The following is a 22,650-nucleotide window of genomic DNA, read 5'->3' as shown; positions in this document are numbered from 1 at the left end:
CTCCTATGGATCAGTTCAGCAATTCACGAACATCAACGAAATGGCCGGTAACCGCTGCGGCAGCTGCCATTGCCGGGCTAACAAGATGGGTCCGACCGCCAAAGCCTTGCCGGCCTTCGAAGTTGCGGTTGGAGGTCGAAGCGCAATGCTCACCCTGACCCAGCTTATCGGCGTTCATGGCCAGACACATGGAACAGCCCGGATCACGCCATTCGAGGCCAGCCTCAATGAAGATCTGGTCCAGTCCCTCCTGCTCGGCCTGGGCTTTGACCAGACCAGAACCGGGCACCACAAGGGCCTGCTTTAACGTCGGCGACACCTTGCGCCCCTTGACCACGGCCGCGGCTTCGCGCAAATCCTCGATACGGCTGTTGGTGCAAGACCCGATGAAGACGCGATCGAGGCGAATATCGGTGATGGACATGTTCGGCTCGAGCCCCATGTACTTCAACGCACGGGCGATGCCTTCGCGCTTGATAGGGTCCTCTTCCCGGGCAGGATCGGGCACCTGGCCGTCAACATCTGCCACCATCTCAGGCGAAGTGCCCCAGCTCACCTGAGGCTTGATCGCTGAGCCATCCAGTTCGACAACCTTGTCAAACTCGGCGTCGACATCGCTATGCAGTGTCTGCCAATACGCCACGGCCGCATCCCATTGCTCGCCTGTCGGCGCAAACGGACGACCACGCACATACTCGATGGTGGTGTCATCGGCCGCCACCATCCCGACCCGCGCGCCGGCCTCGATGGCCATATTACAGATAGTCATTCGACCTTCCATGCTCAGGCCACGGATAGCTTCACCACCGAACTCGATGGCATAACCGGTACCGCCAGCGGTACCAATCCGCCCAATAATCGCCAGTATGACGTCTTTGCCTGTCACGCCCGACCCCAACGAACCCGTGACTTTAACCAGCATGTTTTTCATTTTCTTCTGGACCAGGCACTGCGTGGCCAGAACATGCTCTACTTCCGACGTGCCAATGCCGTGCGCCAGACACGCAAAGGCACCGTGAGTGGAGGTGTGAGAGTCACCACAGACGATGCTCATACCGGGCAAGGTCGCGCCCTGCTCGGGCCCAATGACGTGAACAATGCCCTGCCGCTGATCCTTGATTTTGAATTCCTGAATGCCGAACTCATCGCAGTTGCGATCCAGAGTTTCCACCTGGGTACGGGACACCGGATCTACAATGCCATCGATACCCTTTTCCCGATCTGTGGTTGGTACGTTGTGATCGGGCGTAGCGAGGTTCGCATCGATGCGCCAGGGCTTTCTTCCGGCCAGGCGCAGCCCTTCAAAGGCCTGCGGCGAGGTTACTTCGTGCAGCAGCTGACGATCAATGTAGATAAGCGCGGAACCATCGTCCCGCTGCGTCACCAGATGGTCGTCCCACAATTTGTCGTATAAGGTCTTGCCCGCCATAGTTGGTCTCTCACTGTCCAGTTATTCTGGTATTAACGACGATGGCGAACATCATACTCGCCCGCCTTGCATAACCGCAATTCATGTTTTTTATTTTTGCCATTCCATATGGGAATGCTAAATTGGCAGGCAAGCAACTGGCCAACCCAAGCCAATTGCGAACGTTCACAGCGGTTCCACCAATGAGCAGCACCCATGGATTCAAACGCCCTGAAAGCCTTCCTGGCCATCGTTGATCACGGCTCCTTTTCCGAAGCCGCCGAGGCCCTGCACCTGACCCAGCCAGCCATCAGCAAGCGCCTGGCCGCACTGGAACATCAGCTTGATGCAACCTTGCTGGACCGAAGCCAGCGCCATATCGGTTTGACCGATGCCGGTCGCCGACTGGTTCCCCACGCCCGACGAATCCTCGACGAGATCCACAATGCCCAAACCACGCTGGCGAGTGATGACGGAGTGGTTTCCGGAGAACTTCATATCATCGCCAGCCACCATATCGGGCTGCACCACCTGCCCAACTGGTTGAGAAAGTTCACCGGCGAGCACCCGCAAGTTAATCTGAATCTGCAATTCATGGAATCCGATGCGGCCTATGTCCAGATGCGTAAACGCAATGCCGAACTGGCCTTTGTCACACTTAGTGACAGTATGGAAAGCCACTTCATGGTATACGAACAATGGCCAGATCCCATGGCGTTTGTGGTGGGGCCAGACCATGAGCTTGCCACCCGTTCGCCGGTCACCCTGAAGGACCTGGCCGAGTACCCGGCCATATTGCCCGATACAACCACAGCCACCTATCGGGTGGTGAGCCGCCTGTTTCTGGAGGCCAATCTGCCGCTCAGGCAGCAGATCCCAACCAACTACCTGGAAACCATCAAGATGATGACCGGGGTGGGGCTCGGCTGGAGCGTATTACCCATCAGCATGGTAGACGCCTCCATCCGCACTCTGGACATCGGCTGCCCGGTTTCAAGGGTTCTGGGCGCCGTCGGCTTTTCGGGCCGACAACTCAGTCACGCGGCCCGCGCCCTGCTCGAAACGGTGCGAAGAGAAGGGTCGGGAAAGTAAAAACAAACACGAAACGTTTAGGAGATTTCATGGGGTTCGACGATTACCTGAAGATTCTGGCCAAACACGATGGCTCTGATCTTTACCTCAGCACCGGTGCCCCGCCCTGTGCAAAATTCCACGGCACCCTGAAGCCCATCGACAGAACACCCCTGGGGCCTGGCGCGATCAAAGACATTGCCTACGAGATCATGGATGACGAGCAAATAACCGAGTTCGAACAGGAACTCGAAATGAACCTGGCCTACAGCGTCCGCAATGTGGGTCGCTTCCGGATCAATATTTTCCGTCAGCGCAACGAGATTTCCATAGTGGCGCGCAACATCGTTACCGAGATTCCGAACGCTGATGACCTCGGTCTGCCGCCGATTCTGAAGGACGTCATGATGGCCAAACGCGGCCTTGTCCTGTTCGTAGGCGCGACCGGCTCCGGTAAGTCCACCTCACTGGCGGCCCTGATCGACTACCGAAATTCCAACTCTGCGGGCCACATCATCACCATCGAGGATCCCGTCGAGTATATCCATCGCCACAAGAAGAGCATCGTGAACCAGCGCGAAGTGGGCGTGGATACCCGGAGCTTTCACCAGGCACTCAAGAACACCCTTCGTCAGGCGCCGGACGTTATTCTGATCGGCGAAATACGCGACCGCGAAACCATGGAACACGCACTGGCCTTCGCCGAGACCGGTCACCTGTGTATTTCCACGCTGCACGCCAATAATGCCAACCAGGCGCTGGACCGGATCATCAACTTCTTTCCAGAAGAGCGTCGGCCGCAATTGCTGATGGATCTGGCCATGAACCTGAGGGCCTTTGTTTCGCAGCGGCTGATTCCCACCGTGGACAAGAAGCGCTGCGCCGCCATCGAGATCCTGCTGGGCACCCCGACAATCAGCGAACTCATCCTGCGGGGCGAGATCGACGGTATCAAGGAGATCATGGAAAAGTCCGCTAACATCGGCATGCAGACCTTTGATCTGGCACTATTTAACCTCTGGAAAGACGGAAAAATTTCTGAAGAGGAAGCACTCAAGAACGCCGATTCGGCCAACAACCTGCGGCTGAAAATCAAACTGCACGGACAGGGTGGCGAGCCCAGCGCTGCGGCACCGAAAGCCGCCGCTCCCATGGGGAGCGGGCTGTCATTGCAGCTCGAAGAAGACGAAGAAGACGCCGAAGTCTGATCAGGCGGTCTCTGATTTCGATGGCGGGAGCCTGAGCCCCCGCCAGGTGACAACCACGGCAACAGCAATAACGGCAGCGCTGCCCCAGAACGCCAGGGAAGTGCTGCCCCCCTCCACCAGGAAGCCCGACATCCAGGCTCCGAGAGCCCCACCGGCACCAAAGGTCAGCCCGCTGTACAGTGCCTGCCCCTGCCCGTGGTGATCCTTGCCGAAAACCTGCTGAATGTACCCCACCGATACGGCATGCAGCGCACCGTAAGACGCCGCGTGCAGACACTGAGCCAAAATAAGCACAGGTACCATATCGGTCACCTCAGCGATCAGGGCCCAGCGGATCAAGGTTAGCATGAGCGCGCCAATGACAATCTGGCGCACGCTGAAGCGGCGGAACAGCCGGTGCATGACAAGAAAGAGAACGATCTCGGCGATCACCCCCAACGACCACAGCAGGCCAATCGATAGCTTGCCATAGCCGTGTTGCTCCAGGTGGATACTGAAAAATGTGTAGTAGGCACCGTGTGACACCTGAAGCAAAAAATTCATCACGAAAAATGTGATCACAGCCGGATGTGCAACGATCTCCCGAAGGCTGCCCTCGGGGGCTGCCGGCTTACGCTCGCCCCGCTCAGACGGCACCAGAAACGCTGAGATTCCAATTCCGACAAATACGGGTAACAGCAACAGCGGTAATGACTGGATGGGAACGAACTCCAGCACCGCGCCCACCAGACCTACCGCACCGATAAATCCGACCGACCCCCACAGGCGCACTTTGCCGTATTTCTCTTTCTGCTTGCCCAGACTCCTCAGGGTAATAACTTCGTAAAGCGGCAGGATGGCGTTCCAGAAGAAGGTGAAGGCCAGCATCACCAGCAACAAACCGTAGAAACCGGGCTCCAGGAAAACGCCGGCAAAAAACAGCGAGCCAAAAATAGCCCCGAACCGAACCAGGCGAACCCTTTGCCCCGTCCGGTCGCCCAGGTAACCCCAGACACTGGGAGCAATGATCTTGGTGAACTGGATGGTCGCCATCAGGGTGGCAATCTGAAGGTAGGAGTAGCCCTCGCCCTCGAGGTAAAGCGACCAGTACGGCAGCAACCCTCCGAGCAGAGCAAAAAACCAGAAGTAGAGATTGGATAGTCGCCAGTAGATACTCAACGCTCCCTAGCGGTCGCAGTCGGGCAAGAAGGGCTCAGCCTGCGCAGTACAGACCGAGCCACGCCTTTCCACCAGGTCGAACTCAGCGCTGGCCGAGGACCGGGGTCGCCACATCGACATCACCATTCTGGCCACGCTGGCGCAGGTAGTGATCCATCAGCACGATGGCCATCATGGCCTCGGCAATGGGCGTCGCACGGATGCCGACACAGGGATCGTGCCTGCCGGTTGTAATCACCTCAACCGGGTTGCCGTGGACATCAATACCCCGGCCCGGAAGACGCAGACTGGACGTCGGCTTCAAGGCGATGCTGGCCACGATGGGCTGGCCGGAGGAAATACCACCAAGCACACCTCCCGCGTGATTCGACAGAAAGCCTTCCGGCGTCATCTCGTCCCGGTGCTCCGTACCCTTTTGCTCGATGCAGTCAAAACCGGCGCCAATCTCCACGCCCTTAACTGCATTGATGCTCATGAGCGCGTGGGCCAGATCGGCATCCAGACGATCAAAAATCGGCTCGCCAAGACCCGGCGGAACCCCCTCAGCCACTACGTTGATCCGTGCTCCGATGGAATCACCCTCTTTGCGCAGGGCATCCATGTACGCTTCCATTTCCGGGACCTTGCCAGGGTCCGGACAGAAAAACGGGTTTTGATCGACCTGATCCCAGTCCAGAACCTCCGCCTTGATTGGCCCAAGTTGAGACAGATAGCCACGAACGCGGATTCCCAGACGCTGTTCCAGGTACTTCTTGGCAACGGCACCGGCCGCTACCCGCATGGCGGTTTCACGCGCCGAAGAGCGGCCGCCACCCCGGTAGTCACGGACACCGTACTTGTGCATGTAGGTGTAGTCGGCGTGAGCCGGGCGGAACTGTTCGGCAATCTTGGAATAATCTTTGGAGCGCTGATCGGTGTTTTCGATCATCAAACCAATCGGTGTTCCGGTGGTCTTGCCCTCGAACACCCCGGACAGAATCCGCACCTCATCCGCCTCGCGACGCTGCGTGGTATGACGGGAAGTCCCGGGCTTGCGGCGATCAAGATCACCCTGCAAATCCGCCTCTGACAGTTCCAGCCCCGGTGGGCAACCGTCGATAATGCAGCCGAGCGCGGCGCCGTGGCTTTCTCCAAAGGAGGTAACAGTGAACAACTTACCGAAGGAATTTCCCGACATAGTTCAATACTTCTTCCAGTTTTTATAAGACAGGTGATTACGGCCTGTTGTGCCACTGGCGCAATGCGTCTTCCGTGAGCAGAAACACGCCGTTGCCGCCATTCTCAAAATCCAGCCAGGTCAGGGGCAGATCCGGGTATGCCTCGTCCAGCGCCACCCAACTGTTGCCAACCTCGACGATCAAAAGCCCACCCGGGGTCAGATGATCGAGCGCTCCAGCAATAATGCGGTGCGCGATATCCAGTCCATCCTGCCCGGCGGCCAGGCCCAGCTCCGGCTCATGCTGATACTCATCCGGCATGGAGGCCAGATCGCCGGCATCCACGTAGGGTGGATTGCTGAGGATCACATCGTACCGGCCTTCGATGCTATCAAAGACATCCGACTGGACCACACGGACCCGATCACGAACCCCGTGAAAGTCGATATTTGAACCAGCCACTTCGAGGGCATCGGCAGAAATGTCCGACAGAACCACTTCTGCGTCCTGAAACACGCTCGCGGCCCCGATACCGATGCAGCCGCTGCCGGTGCACAGATCGAGAACCCGATCCACCGGTTTATCTGCCAGCCAGGGTTGCAGGCCATTTTCCAGCAGCTCACCGATCGGAGAACGGGGAATCAACACCCGCTCGTCAACGTGGAAGGGCATCCCCATGAACCAGCCTTCGCCCAGCAAATACGCCACAGGCACGCGCTCTTTGATCCGCCGCTCGATGCGCTCAACGATTCGCTGACGCTCTTCCCGGGTCAACCTGGCGTCCAGGAACAGGGCGTTATCCTCCAGCGGGAGGCTGACAGAACGCATAACCAGCTGAACGGATTCATCCCAGACGTTGTCGGTGCCATGCCCGTAATAAAGTTCGGAGGCCGCAAAACGGGAGCATGCGTAGCGCAGGAAGTCACGGATGGTCTGTAGATCGTCGATCGGGCTGGTCACGAAGCGGGGTCCTGTTAGGAATTAATGTAGCCGGGCATTATACGCGTTTTCGCGGCCGCCCTGCAGCAAGCGAACCACCCTGGCGGAGGGAAAACCCTCATGTGGACAGCGGGCCGGAGCTATTCCGATTCCGCTCGTAGCGATCCAGCGCAGCCGCCATTCGTTCGCGACCCAGCTGAATCAGCTCAGGCGCTTTGTGGTAGTCGTAACTGCGGCAGGCGTTTTTGGGCAGATTGACCAGCAAGTCCGGCGGGTAGCCGGCAATCTTGTACTGAACGAGGGCGCTCTGCATCGTTTCAATGGTCAGGTTCATCACATCAAATTTGCCGATACCCAGCTTGTCCCAGTCGATGGTTTCCTTTTCATCACTTTTCTTCTGGGCAGCAGAGCGCTTGTCTTCGTCCTTGTCCTCACGTTTTTTGATTTCGCGGAGCACTTTGTCGTCGCCTGGTTCACCTTGTTCTGATTTTTTCGCCGTCAGGGATTTAATGTTGTCCCAGTCGAACCAGCGCGACGCCTTTTCGCGAATGGCCTCTACCCACTCTTCCATATCGCTGCCTTCATCCGCCTGAACAAACGCGGCATCGGGGATTTGATTCGGCCCCTGACGCTCTTCTTCGCCGGCCAGATTAACGGCCACAATCAGGTCAGCATGGGCTGAAATCGTGGGAATAATGGGCAGCGGGTTCAACAAGGCGCCATCCACCATCACGCGCCCATTCAAGACAAGAGGGGTAACCAGCCCGGGAATGGCAACGGAGGCACGAATGGCCCGATCCAAAGGCCCCTCCTGGAACCAGACTTCCTTGTGTGAGAGCAAATCAGTAGCAACCGCAGTGTAGGCGAAGGGCAGGTCTTCGATCCGGATATCGCCGAGCATTTCGCGCACCACGGAAAAAATCTTTTCCCCACGGATGGCGCCAACCGCGTTGAACGTCACATCCAGCAGCTTGAGTACGTCAAACTGCCCAAGACCGGTTACCCAATCTTTGTAATCCTGCAATTTACCGGCGCCATAGACGCCTCCGATCAGAGCCCCCATGGAACATCCCGAAATAGCGACGATGTCGTAGCCTCTTTCCTCAAGGACCTCGATAGCGCCAATATGGGCGTAGCCTCTGGCACCCCCGCTCCCAAGCGTCAGGGCAACGGTGGTCCTGCGGGCAGTTGAAGGTGACGATGCCTCCGGGGAGCCGGTTTCCGGGGCTGAGTCTGACGGGGGCTGCGCGACGTCCTTTGGAGCCGGATCTTCCTGGGTCGTATCCTGTGCGTTCAAATCCTTCTTGCCCACCTCGCTCTCCCTGGCAGTTATTGCGTGATAACGGTAATTTCCACCCGATTGCCCTGACGATCTGGGTCGGCAAAGGGCACGGCCGGGCCCACGATGAGTGTTCTCTGCTGTTGTGTCGGCACCCCTGTCTTGGCCAAAACGTCAGACAGAGACGAAACCGCGCGTTCGGCTCTTTCCAGGGCTTCGTCGAAAGTCTCTCCTACATTCAGTGACGAAAACCCGGTCAGCACCACCGTGGACGAATCCGCCCGGGCCCAATCCGCCACCCGTCGGCGGTCATTGGCTGACCAGTCGAATCGATGCGTTACGCCGCCGGACCAGGGCACCACAACCGGCCCCTGAATCCGGCGATCAAGGTTACCCAAGCCAGGTATTGCGACTGACGCCGTCACCTCAAGGTGTTCGACCCAGATGTACTCGCGCAAATTACCCCGGGTGACCGTGTAGACCAGCGTCAGCCAACGGCGACCATCAGCCGCTGTGGTGCCCGCCACGAGATAATCCTGATTCGCGTCCCGACCATACAATTTACGTTGACCAAAAATCTGGTTCGCCCAAACGTTGCTGCGCCCGCAGGCAATTCCGGTGCACTCGAACAGTACCTGGCCGCCGCCGGCCTGCAGCAACTTCAGGTAGTAGTCACGCGCTTTCTCCCGATCGGAATCCCGCTCGATTTCATACAAGCGCCCCTCGCCCTCAACTGGAAGTCGCGCCATGGTTTCCGATCGGATTTCGCCCCTCACTTCCCGAACCGGGCTGAAGAGAACCAAATGCCCGGAAGAGCGAATCGATGCCGTGTCCTCCAACTCCGACTGTGGAAAGGGCTCTGGCGCTGTCTCGGGGAACGCCGCCCAGCCGGCCAGGGGAAACGCACCCAGAAGCCACACAAAAACAGGTTTTAACGCTTGCCGTACGGTTGTCTTATTCATCATTTAGAAAGGTTCTGATGGTTTCAATAACGGGCTGCACATTCCCGTCGAAATGGCAATGGTGCCCACCGGGCACAGTGACGTTCTTCAAATCGGCAATGGCCGCCCCTCTGGGCTCCATTCCGTTTCGGTTTGCGAGTAATCCGGCGTCGGCCCTGATCAGCAAAGTCGGGCTCTGCAGCGCCCGCAATGACGCCAGCACTTGTTCTTCAGTCATCATCAAGGGCGAAGGGTGGCGCAGCCGTGGGTCCGTACGCCAGACGTACCCGCCTTCGCACGGTCGCATATTTCTTTGCGTCAGGATGTGAGCAGCGTCATGGCTGAGCGGGCTCAACCCACCTGCCCTCGCCTGTGCGGCTGTATCGATATCGGGATAAACCACCGGTTTGCCGGACCCCGCCAGGCGTTTTTCGATGGAGCGCCGAAGCTGGGCAACGGTCTGGTGCACAGGTTTACTCAGCGCACCCAGGCTATCGATCATCACCAGCTTTTCGACTCTCTCAGGAAACGCCGCCGCGTATAGCGCGCACACAATTCCCCCCAGGGAGTGCCCCACCAGATCGACAGATTGTTCCCTGCCGGTGAATACGTGAGCGTCGAGCAGCTCTGCCAGATCCGCCACGTAGTCCATCAACAGATAGCCGTGACCCAAGGCGCGATGCCCGGACAGTCCGTGGCCAGCGAGGTCTACCGCGTGCGTTGTTCGGTGGAAAGAAAGCGAAGGTGCAAGCTTCGAAAAACTCAGGCAGTTATCTAGCCAGCCATGCACACACAGCAGGGGTCGCTCGGCTTGCGGATCCGGCTCGCTGGCGGGCCAGGTGACCCCGGCCAGCGTGATGTGTTTGAGGGGCCAGGCAGCCTCGATGTAACCGGCCTCGGCCTGGATCGCCCCCGGCGACGTGTCGATCGCGTTCATGGACACCCGTGGGTTACATGGTATGGGTCGGCCGGTCTGAGCTCAGCGAGCCGGCAAGGTAAGACTCGATTTTGGTCCGGGCGGATTCGTCATCGCCGGTAAACTGGACACCAATGCCCGCAGCCCGGTTTCCCTGAGCGCCTTTCGGCGTAATCCAGATTACCTTACCGGCCACGGGAATTTTCTCTGGCTCATCCATAAGATTCAGCAGCAGGAAGACCTCGTCACCTAACTGATACTGTTTCTGGGTCGGGATAAACAGGCCACCCTGACGGATATATGGCATATAGGCCGCGTAAAGCACTGCCTTGTCTTTGATGGTCAGGGTAAGTATGCCACTGCGTGCGCCAAATCCGGGCCCCATAACTGACACCTTTCTCTTATCAATTTAGTTGTTGTTTCGGGCGCAAGGCCCTAATCATTCGGGAATCATACCAGTTGTTCGCACCAAAGGTGCAACGCGCGGGCGCTTCGCCCACTCAACTCGCGCGCCGCCGCTTCGGCATCAGCTTTTTCCACTCTATAAGCAACTGCGCCGCTTCAAGCTCAGGGTTTGCATTGTATACGGCCGCCTGGCGCGCCTCGTTCACCTTGTCCTGAAGTTGATGGGCCCGCCAGCCGGGATTGGTTCTGGCCAAATATCCGAGCATCTCTGCCGCTTCGGTATCCTTGGCTGCCCCACCAGCGACCAGCCTGGCAAGATCGGCCGCCCAGCCTTCAAACAGAGCCAGGGCACCCTCCAACCCCAGCGCTTTGAAGGCGCGGGCCGCCTGGGTTACCGGGGCCTGTCCTTTCATGAACTGCCGGAATTGCTCAAACGCCTCATCCCGGAGCTGAATGAACTCGCCGGTGGCGTATTCGAGACCAAGCCTGGGCGCATTCCCGGCAAGCATGAGGGCCTTCTTCAGGGTTTCGGGAGAAGGCCGCTCCGCCTCATCCATTTCCGCAGTTTTGGCCTCAAGCCAGGCCTGCGCCTGCTCGAGTCCCGGGGCGGGAATATTGAGAACCTGACAGCGGGAGCGAATGGTCGGCAACACCGGGCGACCGCTTTCCTGCAGCAGCAACAGCGTCACATCCGGCAACGGTTCTTCCAGCGTTTTCAGCAACGCGTTGGCGGCGTTGATATTCAACTGATCCGCGCGATCGACAATAGCGATCTTGCGACGAGCCACCTGGGGTGACGCCACGGCAAACCCAGTCAACGCCCGCACCTGATCGACCTTGATCACCTTCGACTTTTCCGGCGAGTAGGCCCGAACATCCGGATGACTCGATGCCCCGAGCAAGGCGCATTGCTTGCACACGCTGCATGCCACAGGCCCGCCCTCAGCGTCGGTTATCGGCTGGTCGCACAGCAGCAGCTGCGCAACAGCGTCGGCCCAGGCTCGCTTACCTACTCCCCGCTCGCCCGCAATGATCAGGGCGTGGGGCAACCGGTCATCCCGCAATCCGGTTTGAACGGTCTTCCAGGCTTTGGCAAGCCAGGGCATTTCCAGTGCAATATCGGTCACGAATCTTTCCTGTTCGAGCGGGAATGTCGCAGCTGCTTCTTCATAATTGCCAGCAGGCGCCGCATACGGGCCAGATCAGAACTGCCATCGCCTGCGCCGGCCTTATAGTAATGACTGTTAACTCCCTGGGCAAAGAGCCGGGCAGATTGCGAGGCTCCGGGAACGGCTTCACCCAGCCTTGCGGCCAGTTCGCTCGGCGTTTCACCGGTGCGCGCCGGGACACCGGCGGCCGCGCTCAGGCGGTGCCAGGCAACGACGGCCCGATCAAAGCCGTCCTTTCGCTCCCCCCGCCTTACCTTCAAGGCTGAAACCAGGGCAGCCATCAATAAACCCAAGCCTGCGATGCCAGCAGAAATATAGCCCAGCTCCTTCAAACCAAGACCGCCCGGCAAGCGGGAAAGCAGGTCCATCTGGCTCTCTCCCTGGTAGCCAACGACCCAACGCTGCCAGGTGTAATTCACCCGGTCCAGCTGATGGCTTAGCCACCGGACAACCTGAATATCACTGTAACGCTGCGGAGACGCCCAGCGCTCTTCTAAAAACGAACCTTCCTCTGCGACCGCCTCACGAAGCCCGGATTCAATACGCGAGGGCGCAATGACTGCAGTGGGGTCAACTCGTGTCCAGCCCTGCCCCTCAATCCAGACCTCCACCCATGCGTGCGCGTCGTACTGACGCACAATCAGGTATTCGTTATTCGCTCCGGATTCCCCGCCCTGATACCCGACAACAACTCGGGCGGGCACGCCTGCTGCGCGCAGAACGAATGTGGTCGCACCGGCATAGTGGGCGCAAAAGCCCCGGCGAGCATCAAACAACAGCGTGTCGATGCCATCTTCAGCCATACGAGGCGGCCTGAGCGTGTAGTAGTAAGGCTGGTTACGAAAACGACTCAACAGCGCGTCGACCATCTCCGCATCACTCATTCGCGACCTCAGAGACTCACCCAACTGCCGGGCCCTCGGGTTCCCGGTCTCAGGCAATTGCAGGTAACGGCGACGCTGATCCATGGCCAGCTCGGGAACTGAATCTCGCGAGCCGCCCTCGAAAGCCAGTCGGTAACGGACCGCCGTGTCTGCCGGCCTCTGGAACCGGAACAGATCTTCCGATTCCTCAACCACGTTTCGGGATGCAGCTTCAGAGCCCTCCAACGCAAATGCCCAGTGCTGGTCGGTGGGTTCGAGCAGGACTTCATATTCATCAGGCTCAAGCTCACCGACACCGCCATCATTCGCAACCCGCCCCGGCCGACGATATCCTTCGCCGGCGGCCTGGCGCCAGGTTTCGCCATCCAGATAATCGAGGATCAAACCACGCCAGTAACGATCGCGATGCGGGGGCGCCTCCCCACCAAAGGTGACACGGAATGCACGCTCATCACTCTGGGCCAGATTGGAGATATCGCCAGGGCTCATGGATTCGGAAATCCCCGTCCGGGCCTCGCTGGAGACCAGCGGAACGCTCCATAACGGCGCCATTCGCGGAAAAAAGATAAACAACAGCACAACAATCGGCAGTGTTTTGAACATCAGCCCACCGAGGCGTCGCCAGCCAGAGGCGATGCCATGGGGCAAGTCAGGCGCATTCAGCAGCTGCAAACCAACCAGCAAGCCCCCGAGCGCCGCAAAATTTAACAGCGCCCAATATATCTCCTGACGAAACAGGAAGTTGACCCCACCGAGATACACCAGAATAAAGAACAGGACGTAATAATCCCTGTTCGATCGGCATTCCAGCCATTTAAGGCCCACCGCCAGCACGAAAAAGGAGGCCGCGGTATCAACCGAGAACTGGCCTTTGATGGTGGCTATGTAGGCCGCCACCAGTGAAAAAATCACAGCCATCCTCGCCACTCGTCCCGGCAACCTGACCCTACCGGTCTGCGCGAGCCAGCGCCAACCTGCAAGCGCGGCACAGGATACCGCCAACCAAAGCGGCAGCCGATCAAGTTGTGGCACTACCAAGATAAGGAAACTGGCGATGAGCCAAAGTAAGGCATTGGAGGGCAAGGGTTGATTCTGCACACCGGCCCACTGCCGGCCACTGGTGCCCGCAATCAATGTCACGAACGGGCCTCCGCACGGTTGATGACGTGGGTCTGTGCGGAGTAATCGGAAAGCTCACCATTTGCTGCATCCGGCGCCTTCATCCCCCACACAGCGAGAGCGCGCAAGCACCTTTGCGCGTGCGCGGTCCCCTCGTCCGGATCGATGGTCTGGCCGGGAAGACGCAGACCGAACGGCTGATCAGTCTTGGCACGCTGCCGCACCATCCAGGCCAGATATTTCAATCGAACTTCCGGATCGATGCCCTGGAAACTGTCAAAATCCAGCCAATCAGGGCTGCCACCCTCACCCTGCCAGTCAGCGACGACCATCTGGCCATTCCTGACATAGCGTTTCCACATCACTCTCTGGCTCAGATCGCCCTCTCGCCAGGGTCGTAACTCCGCATGATCGGTGTCGTCGATGGGGCTGGCGCTCGCGTCATCGTTTTCGTCCGGAGCGGCACCGGTTATTTCAGGCGCAGCCAGCGGTGCCGGATAAATAACGCCGGATGTAGACGGCCGGATCCAGGACCAGGCTCTGAGCAACCCAAAAGGAAAGCGGGTTTCCACCCGAATTCTTTCAGGCCGGAAATAACCTCGATAAGTCGTTGGTATCAGGAGGGTAACGTCCCGCGCCTGTCCTGCCTGGACATGCACAGGTTCCACCTTGTGACCGCGCCAGGAAAGCCAGATGGCCACGACATCGGCTCCATTCGCGGTGGCACGGAAGCGGAATTTTATTTCCTCGCCGGCGAACGCCTCGCCCGCTGCCGACAGTGAAAGTGCGAGCCCGGAAAGGTTTCGGTGCGTCTGGTGCATCGCCCCGATGAATACCGTACCCAGAACAAAGGTCATCAGATAAATGAGGCTGTTCTGATAATTGATTCCGGTGATCAGCATGACCAACAGCAGGATGCCAAAGACAAAGCCGGCCCTGGTCGGGAGAATGAAAATGTTCTTCTGATCGAAATGTTGCACATCCGACCGGGGAATCCTGCGGTTGATCCAACGTTGCCATCGGTCTGTAAAGAAATGGACCATCATCCCCACTGCGACTGAATAAGCCGGTTGCTGAATTTCCTGAAACTGTATCGGAGTACGTATAACGAAACCATAGCAAATGCAGCTCCGGGATGGCGCCCGCCCGCGGCGAAAACGATGCCGGTCACAAACTCCGGGCACCAACCTTGAAAAGCGGTGTCGTTCGCCGAATACTTGTTACTGGCGCTGGCTGCCTCAGCATTCTGTGCAGCGCCGGGCATTACTTCATTTCAAGGGCCACGCCATGAACAAGCACTCTCAGCTGATTGCCGCGTCTGTCGTCGGGGCCAGCATCTGCCTTCCGGCAAGCGCCGGTGTCCGAACTCTGACCTCCGATGAAATGATTGAAACCTATGTGAAGGATTCAGCGGTGATTATCGTGCCACAGGACAGGCCGAAAAAATCAGAGGCTGATCGGCGCCGCATCATTCGCGCCTTGACCATAGCACCAGGCGAGCCAGAGCTCAGCGAAGCCGAAGAAGAAGCTTACCGACAGGAGCTGCAGCGCCTTGCCGATGAAGGAAAATCAGATGCTCTGGAGCGTGCAGAAGAAGAGTTTGTTCGCAGGGCCATCCTGCTTCCACAGCAGGAATTGGCGAAAGCCCAGCCCGGCGTGGTGGACTTTTCCCCGAACATTCCACCGATCATTTTTGGCGAGCAGCTTGTTATTCCTGAGGGGCCGTTCGAGCAGACCTACCTTAACGACCAACTGGGACTGAGCTTTGACGGGCAGGCACTGAACTTTTCCATCGGCTCACCGCCCGGTATCGACAACATACAGATCCCGAGAGGGATCAACGAAGGCCCTGTCAACCTGACCCCCCGGCCGGGTGGCGGTTTCGACCTTTCTATTCAGGTACCGGATTGATGGCTCACGGGCTGGCCCTATCGGGTCAGCGCGCTGATAAAAGCCGTTGAGGGAATCAGGGGTGGAACGTCAAAACCGTATCGTGGACCTGAACATTGTCCAGAACCATGGCTCCGAGGTCAGTCTGCCCTACTGACATGCCGGCCACGCCAATATCAGCAGCAAACCCATGGATTTGGATCTCCACGGTCTCGGCACCGGTCGGAGAATCAGTAGCGGCCACCGGACGGTAGCTATACTCCATTGCCGCAAAACCGCTCTCGATGTCGCTTAGGGGCGAGTCGAAGCCCGCAGCGCCGCCGGTCGCCCACCGGGAAAACTCGCTGGTCAGGGTCGCGGAACCCAGTTGCAAACCTTGCGATTCCGTACCCTTAACGTACGCCCCCTTCAGGCCAACAGTCCCCGGCAACGCGTCTGCAGAAAGGTCTTCAACCGTGTAAGCCGTGTAAACATTCGAGCCCTGCGATAACCCATTGGAACCCAGCTCCGGCTCAATACGCCGATAAGAACGGCGCAAGTAACCCCAGGCCTCAACGCCCGAAAGCATTTCCGTTTGCATGGAAGTACTGGAAGTCAGTGAAACACTGTCGGCTCTGAAGCCCCAATCAATGAAAGAACCCGATTCCGGCTCCCAGCGTACGTCCAGGGTTCCGTCGGAGGCGATATCCACCATCACCAAAGCGTCGTCGAAATAAGTACCAAACCCAGCGGCTGCGCCCGAGGCTGTCACACCAGCACCACCCATGGTAATGCCATCAACTTGGATGGAGCCAAGCTTCTCGAATTTCAGCTGCCCAAGTGTGGCATGGCCCGAATAGGATACCGTCAGCCCGCTTTGCCCGGTGACATCCGCCAATTCGTTGTCAGTCACTGGAGCCAGGTCGCTATACGCTAGGGGAGCAGCGAGAGAGAAGAGCACCAGCACGATCTGCTTTTTGCTTGTAGCCATAAATCTGCACCGGTTATGCCTGAACCAAAATAAGAAAACGCCCCAGGATACCCCGGAGCGCTCTCAGTCATAACACTATGAAAGTCAGCCTATTAGTGACCGTAAACGATCATTGAAGCGCTGATATTCATATCGGTCATATAGAGGTCGCCAATTGAGGCGGCATCCGATGCACCCATACGAATGTTTTTCAGATCCAAGTCACCGGAAAAGTTGTTTACATCAAACGCCAGAGCCTCTTCACCGGCAGCATTGGTTCCTAGCCCAATATCAACCTGCGCGTAAGCAAAGCTGGTATCCACTCCAGCAGCAGCGATCTGCAGTCTGTTGGTGTCATCACCACGACGGTTATGAAGTTCGAAATCCAAGTAAGTGCCAACGAAGTCAGCCTTCAGCCCGCCTTCGGCATTGAAGAACGCGCTGATGTTCATCTCATTGGAGTTTTCTTGAATAACGACATCAATGGGACCAAGCTCACCCTTGATTCGCAGATCAGAGATCAGAGTAGTGCTGGTGTCGCCTGCAACTTCATTCAGCTTACCAAGATCATCGGCTTCTCCGCTCTGAGCCAAAGACACTTTGCCGATGCCCAGACCATAGCTGACCGGCAGACCCGAAACAGAACGCAGGCCGATCACCAGATCACCGTTTTCGATATCGGCAGTCGCAAGGTAATTCGCGTAATCGCCTGCAGTAAGCTTAGTATCAGACCAAGCTACTCCGTTGGCCGGATCCGCAGCAGCAGCGCCAAGATATTCGCTGCCGATACCTCCCGCACCCGTGTCACCGGCCAGGCCGGCACCAACCACATCAATGTACAGCTTGATGTCAGAAATACCGCTTTGGTCCATGACGCCGCCTGTGTACTCTCCGGTGGTTGCATCAGTAGCCCAGTCACCGGCACCAATGCTCACGTCGGAGATGGCCAAAAAGCCTTCATCCTGATAGGCGACTTCGCCGATATCTACCTTCGCTGACAGTTCGATGGTTACACCAGCCTGACCAGTGACGTTACCCATGGAGGTATCGTCCAGTGCCTTGAGTTCGGCGTTGGCGGCGAACGGTGCTGCGGCAATCGCTGTTGCCAGAGTAAGTTTCTTCAGGCCTTTCATCTTGTTCTCCTAGACATTCACTGTTGTTTTTTTACAGCGCATTTCCATTGCTGCCATTGCAGTGTTGCAGAGTCTCAGAAAGCTTTTTGAGAGGTGACGCACAAGAACCGCACATTCCGTTACACTCTTTAACATTCGAGTTCAGTTTGTGACTTATTTCGCGCGCGGGTGGGAGCTTCCATTTCTTTGATTAACCCTCTTCGCCGGAGAGAAAGACACGCGGTTCATAAGCAGTGAATGCACCCTCTGTGTATTCGTAGCCATCTTCAGTCAGTTGGTAATGAGTACCCAGTACTCGCGCAAAACCGGTGAGATATTCCAGCTCAATATTGATTTGATTGGCCTGCTGCTCTGAGTCGGGCGCAAACCGGTAGATCACCGCCGAGCCCAGGATCCGCCCACTATCGGCCTGAGTTCTCAAGGCAGTACGTACAGCATTCAGAACCAACACGGGGTTGATTCCTTCCGTGCTCTCTCCCGGCTTGATTGCCCAAACATATTTAACTGAACCATCAGGCATCAAGCCTGCCCCAAAAGGAGCGAAGTCACCATAGGCTTCCAGCAACGCTTTCGCCTTCATCAAAGATTTCCCGCTCAGAAACTGAACATTGTGCCTAATTTCTGTCGCTAGTTGCTCTCCGGTTACAACTTTCTGTTTCGGCGCACTCTCCTCCGCGGAAACGAAACTGCCTACGCAAGAAAAAACCAGAGTGGTCGCCAGTACCAAGGGAATCTTGTTTTTCTTCATGATCTAAATCCTGCCGATATTATTGTTGTGCGAGTAACGAGATCTCCTCTTAAAAGAGGCCCGTATATGCTTTCATCTTGCGAGGGCCAATTCAGTGCACTATTTCGCACCTGAACACCTAGAATTGACCGAGGACCTGTCTCCTGACGTGCATACCCGTTTCAAGGGATTCCCAAAAACCATAAAATAAGCAGCTTTACTTCCCTTTCATTTCGACTCACGGGAACCAATGTGTCTCCTAGCCTCACGGAATTAAGACAATCTGAATACGAGCAACTTCTGGGGCACGCATCCCTTCAGCCTGATTTCGTTCATATCGGGAGTGTCGGAGGCGGTGGCAATCGGGGCAATCTATCAGGCTTCAGTGCACTTGCCTCTCGATACCTGAACATCCAGTCAGAGAAAAACCTGACGTTCAGAAGTGACCTAGTCGCCACTGAGATGGAGGCACAGATAGAACAACACCGGTTCGCCAACTGTGCCGATGGCGCCTCACCTTTCCTTGCAGGGGGGTGGATGGGTTTTTTGTGTTATGAGCTGGGCTTTCAAACCGAAGCGCGGTTTCACAGAGTATGCGTACCCATTCCGCTGCCTTCATTGGCTGCCGGCTTCTATTTGTGGATGGCAAGTCACTGCCGACGAACTGGCCGATTTTTTTTGTGGATTCACCCGCGGTGTTCACAAGCAACTCGAACCACTCTAGCTAATTGGCGCGCGAACCCTGCACCAATTCCAGCACAGCCATGGAAAATGAGCGGGAAGTTTTCGCCAACCCAATCAAAAGATGCTTTGCTCGCAAGCGTCAGAACCATTAAGCAATTCATCCAAGCTGGCGATGTCTATCAGGCAAATCTGTCCCAGGAATTTCAGGGACACTACGAGGGCGACCCATGGCTGGCCTTCAAGGCCCTTACCTCCGAGCACCCGACACCCTTCAGTGCATTTATTCGCCACGAGGGGGCGTCAATCCTGTCTATCTCTCCAGAACGCTTCATTGGAATTGAAGGCCGAAGGATGTTTACCAGTCCGATCAAGGGAACGCGCCCAAGAGGACGCACCCCTGAAGAGGACGTTGCACTTGCACAAGAACTTCAGTGCTCTGAAAAAGATCGGGCAGAGAACCTGATGATTGTCGATCTCCTGCGAAATGACCTCAGCGTCAACGCAGAAACCGGCAGCGTAGCAGTAGAAAATTTGTTCTCTCTGGAGTCCTATCAGAATGTCCACCACCTGGTCAGCCACATTCACGCTGAACTTCGGGATGGCGTTTCCCCGATCAAAGCCCTGATGGATGCCTTCCCGGGTGGTTCAATCACCGGGGCACCGAAGATCCGCTCCATGGAAATCATCAACGAACTGGAACCCCACTGGCGTGGCCCTTATTGCGGGTCGGTGTTTTACTGGGGGCTGAACGGTCGACTGGACAGCAATATCGCCATCCGGACCCTGCTTTGTGAAGAAAACGGTACTGTTCGATGCTGGGGCGGTGGCGGCATCGTTGCGGATTCAGACCCGGAAAGCGAGTATCAGGAAACCCTGACCAAAGTTAAACCACTCATGGATTTCCTGGAGAGTTTATAAAAGGCCGATCAGACCCGGCATTGCTCAGTGAAGGGGCCCTGCCCCCTCACTGCCTCTGAACGACGCTCAGCTACCGTGAACAACGCTGGCTTTCAGGAATTCGGCGCGCAAATCATCATAGGTGTGCACGGCCGGATACTGCGGAAACTCTTCAATCACATTCTGCGGCGCATGGAAAAGGATACCCGCTTCCGCCTGGCCCAGCATGGTGGTGTCGTTGTAGGAATCCCCGGTTGCAATCACCCGGTAGTTCAACAACTGGAAAGCGCGCACTGACTGACGCTTCGGGTCACGCTGGCGCAACAGATAGTTCGTGATCTGGCCGTTGTCTGCCACTTCGAGTTTGTGGCACAGCAACGCAGGGTGACCAAGCTTGGCCATCAGGGGCATGGCAAATTCATAAAAGGTGTCGGACAGGATCACCACCTGAAACCGTTCACGCAGCCAATCCAGAAACTCGCGGGCACCCGGTAACGGGTCCAGCTCACCGATCACTTCCTGAATCTCTGGAAGTCCGTAACCGTGTTCATCCAGGATTCTCAGGCGTTGGCGCATCAAAACATCATAATCGGGAATATCCCGGGTGGTGGCCTTGAGCTCTTCGATTCCGGTTTTCTCTGCAAACGCAATCCAGATTTCTGGAATCAGTACTCCCTCAAGGTCAAGGCATGCGAGTTCCACGATTTTCTCCTGATGTCTGATTTAAAAAGATGGAGCATGAGGCTCCCGTCGGCACGGGGCCGTATGATATGCAATTCCTTCAGCGCCTGCATAGTTTCCGAGCACGCCCGCGAATTGTCACAGCGCTCTGTTATTCCACAAAATACATAACGATATAGATTGTCATTCCTTCCAGCTATGTTCAAATAAATGATAGCCTCTACGGCTAACTATCTGATCAGCCATGGGTGAAGAGATGACCGAGATCAAACAGCTTGAAGCCGAACTTCAGGACCAGAGCCCAAGATCTATCCTTAAAGCCGCGTTTCAACGTTATGACAACATTGCGGTCTCTTTCAGCGGCGCCGAGGATGTGGTGCTGATTGAGATGGCCCGTAAGCTGACGGATAACCTGAAAGTTTTCACCATCGACACCGGCCGCATGCATCCCGAAACCTATGATTTTCTGGAACGGGTGCGGAAGCACTACGATCTGGACATCGAAGTGCTCTTTCCGGACTCAGAGGAAGTCCAGCAACTGGTTGGGCGAAAGGGGCTGTTTAGCTTTTATGAGGACGGGCATTCGGAATGCTGCGGCATCCGGAAAGTTAACCCGCTGAGAAAGAAATTGGCCACCGTCGATGCCTGGATTACAGGCCAGCGCAAAGACCAGAGCCCCGGCACGCGAAACGATGTACCCTTGGTACAACTCGACACGGCATTTTCCACGCCGGAACATACCTTGGTGAAGTTCAATCCGCTGGCGAACTGGAGCTCTCAGGAGGTTTGGGATTACATCCGGATTTCCGAGGTTCCCTACAACACATTGCACGAAAAAGGATTCGTCAGTATTGGCTGCCAGCCCTGCACTCGGCCGGTTCTTCCAGGTCAGCATGAGCGTGAAGGCCGTTGGTGGTGGGAAGAGGCGACCAAGAAAGAATGCGGCCTGCACGCAGACAACCTGATTGCCAGCAGCCAATCCCACTGATCGGTGGCGGCGGCCTGTAGCCAGACTCGCCGCCGGCCAACTCGTCAGTAGGTTGGCAGCTCGACATCCTTGAACAAGCCTTCGATCTCTGCGCGACTGCCCTGGTGCGCGACCGCCTCATCGACCATTTCCCGCGTCAGGTGGGGCGCAAAGCGCGAGATGAAATCGTACATATAGCCTCTGAGAAAGGTCCCCTTTCGGAAGCCGATTCGGGTAACGCTGGGACGGAACAGTTTGCTGGCGTCCAGTGCCACCAGGTCACCGTCGGTCTTCGGGTCGTAGGCCATACTCGCCACGATGCCCACCCCCAAACCCAGCCGAACATAGGTTTTGATCACATCGGCATCGGCGGCGGTGAACACAACCTTCGGGGTTAAGCCCTGGGACTGGAACGCCTCATCGAGCTTGGAGCGGCCGGTGAAACCAAATACATAAGTCACCAGTGGGTACTCTGCCAGTTGCGGCAGGGTCAATTCATCGAGTCTGGCCAAGGGGTGATCTCGCGGCACGATGACACTTCGATTCCACTTGTAGCAGGGCATCATGATCAGGTCATTGAATAGTTCCATGGCTTCGGTGGCGATCGCAAAGTCTACTGCGCCGTTGGCTGCCATTTCCGAGATCTGCATGGGCGTCCCCTGGTGCATATGCAGTGACACCTCCGGAAACGACTCGATGAAGCCCCCGATAATCGGCGGCAGAGCGTAACGGGCCTGGGTATGAGTGGTTGCGATACTTAGCTCACCCTGACGCTGATTGCTGAACTCCTGGGCAATCTTCTTGATACCCTCAACCCGACGCAGAATCTCGCCCGCCTCGCGAATGATGATTTCACCGCCGGGGGTTATACGGGTCAGGTGTTTACCACTGCGGGCAAACACTTCTAGGCCCAGTTCGTCTTCAAGCAGGCGAATCTGTTTTGAAATTCCAGGCTGGGAAGTGAATAGACTTTGGGCGGTCGCCGAGACGTTCAAATCGTGATGGGCAACTTCCCAGATATACCGCAACTGTTGTAATTTCATTGAGTACGCTGCTCCTGACTTCCCG

Annotated in this window: 21 protein-coding genes; 5 read left to right on the top strand and 16 right to left on the bottom strand. The window is 56.9% G+C overall.

Annotated elements, in window-relative coordinates; all coding sequences use genetic code 11:
• Positions 1-10: 10 nt before the first annotated feature.
• Positions 11-1,429, bottom strand: coding sequence for a 3-isopropylmalate dehydratase large subunit (leuC, locus tag LPB19_RS11105; protein ID WP_206642968.1), 1,419 nt, complete (start codon positions 1,427-1,429; stop codon positions 11-13).
• 195 nt (positions 1,430-1,624) lie between these two features.
• Here leuC and LPB19_RS11100 point away from each other — a divergent pair, with 195 nt between their 5' ends.
• Together LPB19_RS11100 and LPB19_RS11095 are read left to right on the top strand one after the other, a co-directional pair.
• Positions 1,625-2,500, top strand: a complete 876-nt coding sequence (locus tag LPB19_RS11100) for a LysR family transcriptional regulator (protein ID WP_206642967.1) — start codon at positions 1,625-1,627, stop codon at positions 2,498-2,500.
• Between the two features lie 29 nt (positions 2,501-2,529).
• A complete protein-coding gene (locus tag LPB19_RS11095) occupies positions 2,530-3,687 on the top strand; it encodes a PilT/PilU family type 4a pilus ATPase (protein ID WP_206642966.1) in 1,158 nt (385 codons plus the stop codon).
• On the opposite strand, the gene LPB19_RS11090 is transcribed toward LPB19_RS11095, so the two are convergent.
• The 10 genes from LPB19_RS11090 to LPB19_RS11045 all read right to left on the bottom strand — a co-directional run bounded on the left by LPB19_RS11090 (position 3,688) and on the right by LPB19_RS11045 (position 14,634).
• Positions 3,688-4,845 (bottom strand): MFS transporter, encoded by a 1,158-nt coding sequence (locus LPB19_RS11090; RefSeq protein ID WP_206642965.1) that lies wholly within the window; start codon positions 4,843-4,845, stop codon positions 3,688-3,690.
• Between the two features lie 82 nt (positions 4,846-4,927).
• A complete protein-coding gene (gene aroC, locus LPB19_RS11085) occupies positions 4,928-6,022 on the bottom strand; it encodes a chorismate synthase (protein WP_206642964.1) in 1,095 nt (364 codons plus the stop codon).
• Between the two features lie 37 nt (positions 6,023-6,059).
• A complete protein-coding gene (gene prmB, locus LPB19_RS11080; RefSeq protein WP_206642963.1) occupies positions 6,060-6,962 on the bottom strand; it encodes a 50S ribosomal protein L3 N(5)-glutamine methyltransferase in 903 nt (300 codons plus the stop codon).
• A 97-nt stretch (positions 6,963-7,059) separates the two neighbouring features.
• A complete protein-coding gene (locus tag LPB19_RS11075) occupies positions 7,060-8,106 on the bottom strand; it encodes a patatin-like phospholipase family protein (RefSeq protein ID WP_228289272.1) in 1,047 nt (348 codons plus the stop codon).
• 164 nt (positions 8,107-8,270) lie between these two features.
• Entirely contained in the window at positions 8,271-9,185 is a 915-nt protein-coding gene (locus tag LPB19_RS11070) for a DUF4892 domain-containing protein (protein ID WP_206642961.1), read from the bottom strand.
• Positions 9,175-10,098 (bottom strand): alpha/beta fold hydrolase, encoded by a 924-nt coding sequence (locus tag LPB19_RS11065; RefSeq protein WP_206642960.1) that lies wholly within the window; start codon positions 10,096-10,098, stop codon positions 9,175-9,177. The genes LPB19_RS11070 and LPB19_RS11065 overlap by 11 nt, the downstream gene beginning before the upstream one ends.
• Before the next feature lie 13 nt (positions 10,099-10,111).
• A complete protein-coding gene (locus LPB19_RS11060) occupies positions 10,112-10,462 on the bottom strand; it encodes a PilZ domain-containing protein (RefSeq protein ID WP_206642959.1) in 351 nt (116 codons plus the stop codon).
• A gap of 115 nt (positions 10,463-10,577) precedes the next feature.
• Positions 10,578-11,609 carry a DNA polymerase III subunit delta' gene (locus LPB19_RS11055; RefSeq protein WP_206642958.1) on the bottom strand — a complete coding sequence of 344 codons (1,032 nt, stop codon included), beginning with the start codon at positions 11,607-11,609 and terminating at the stop codon, positions 10,578-10,580.
• Positions 11,606-13,633, bottom strand: coding sequence for a transglutaminase TgpA family protein (locus LPB19_RS11050; protein ID WP_206645780.1), 2,028 nt, complete (start codon positions 13,631-13,633; stop codon positions 11,606-11,608). The genes LPB19_RS11055 and LPB19_RS11050 overlap by 4 nt, the downstream gene beginning before the upstream one ends.
• A 38-nt stretch (positions 13,634-13,671) precedes the next feature.
• Positions 13,672-14,634, bottom strand: a complete 963-nt coding sequence (locus tag LPB19_RS11045; RefSeq protein ID WP_206642957.1) for a DUF58 domain-containing protein — start codon at positions 14,632-14,634, stop codon at positions 13,672-13,674.
• Between the two features lie 307 nt (positions 14,635-14,941).
• On the opposite strand from LPB19_RS11045, the gene LPB19_RS11040 reads away from it, so the two are divergent.
• Positions 14,942-15,565, top strand: coding sequence for a hypothetical protein (locus tag LPB19_RS11040; protein ID WP_206642956.1), 624 nt, complete (start codon positions 14,942-14,944; stop codon positions 15,563-15,565).
• 55 nt (positions 15,566-15,620) lie between these two features.
• On the opposite strand, the gene LPB19_RS11035 is transcribed toward LPB19_RS11040, so the two are convergent.
• The 3 genes from LPB19_RS11035 to LPB19_RS11025 form a co-directional block, all read right to left on the bottom strand.
• Positions 15,621-16,514, bottom strand: coding sequence for a DUF6160 family protein (locus tag LPB19_RS11035; RefSeq protein ID WP_206642955.1), 894 nt, complete (start codon positions 16,512-16,514; stop codon positions 15,621-15,623).
• A 92-nt stretch (positions 16,515-16,606) separates the two neighbouring features.
• Positions 16,607-17,626, bottom strand: a complete 1,020-nt coding sequence (locus LPB19_RS11030) for a DUF6160 family protein (protein ID WP_206642954.1) — start codon at positions 17,624-17,626, stop codon at positions 16,607-16,609.
• Between the two features lie 190 nt (positions 17,627-17,816).
• The gene (locus tag LPB19_RS11025; RefSeq protein ID WP_206642953.1) at positions 17,817-18,374 is read right to left on the bottom strand and encodes a hypothetical protein; all 558 of its coding nucleotides are present in this window, start codon (positions 18,372-18,374) and stop codon (positions 17,817-17,819) included.
• Between the two features lie 441 nt (positions 18,375-18,815).
• Here LPB19_RS11025 and pabB point away from each other — a divergent pair, with 441 nt between their 5' ends.
• Positions 18,816-19,955, top strand: coding sequence for an aminodeoxychorismate synthase component I (pabB, locus tag LPB19_RS11020; RefSeq protein WP_323127886.1), 1,140 nt, complete (start codon positions 18,816-18,818; stop codon positions 19,953-19,955).
• A 66-nt stretch (positions 19,956-20,021) separates the two neighbouring features.
• Here the strand turns inward: pabB and thrH are convergent, their stop codons facing one another.
• On the bottom strand, positions 20,022-20,636 hold the full coding sequence (gene thrH, locus LPB19_RS11015) for a bifunctional phosphoserine phosphatase/homoserine phosphotransferase ThrH (protein WP_206642951.1): 615 nt from the start codon (positions 20,634-20,636) through the stop codon (positions 20,022-20,024).
• 235 nt (positions 20,637-20,871) lie between these two features.
• Between thrH and LPB19_RS11010 the strand changes: the two genes are divergently transcribed.
• Positions 20,872-21,603, top strand: a complete 732-nt coding sequence (locus LPB19_RS11010) for a phosphoadenylyl-sulfate reductase (protein ID WP_206642950.1) — start codon at positions 20,872-20,874, stop codon at positions 21,601-21,603.
• A 44-nt stretch (positions 21,604-21,647) separates the two neighbouring features.
• Here LPB19_RS11010 and cysB read toward each other — a convergent pair whose 3' ends face one another.
• On the bottom strand, positions 21,648-22,625 hold the full coding sequence (gene cysB, locus LPB19_RS11005; protein WP_206642949.1) for an HTH-type transcriptional regulator CysB: 978 nt from the start codon (positions 22,623-22,625) through the stop codon (positions 21,648-21,650).
• Positions 22,626-22,650: the final 25 nt, after the last annotated feature.

The sequence above is a fragment of the Marinobacter salinisoli genome (assembly GCF_017301335.1).
GTDB lineage: Bacteria > Pseudomonadota > Gammaproteobacteria > Pseudomonadales > Oleiphilaceae > Marinobacter > Marinobacter salinisoli.
This window is presented reverse-complemented; position numbering and strand designations above follow the sequence as displayed.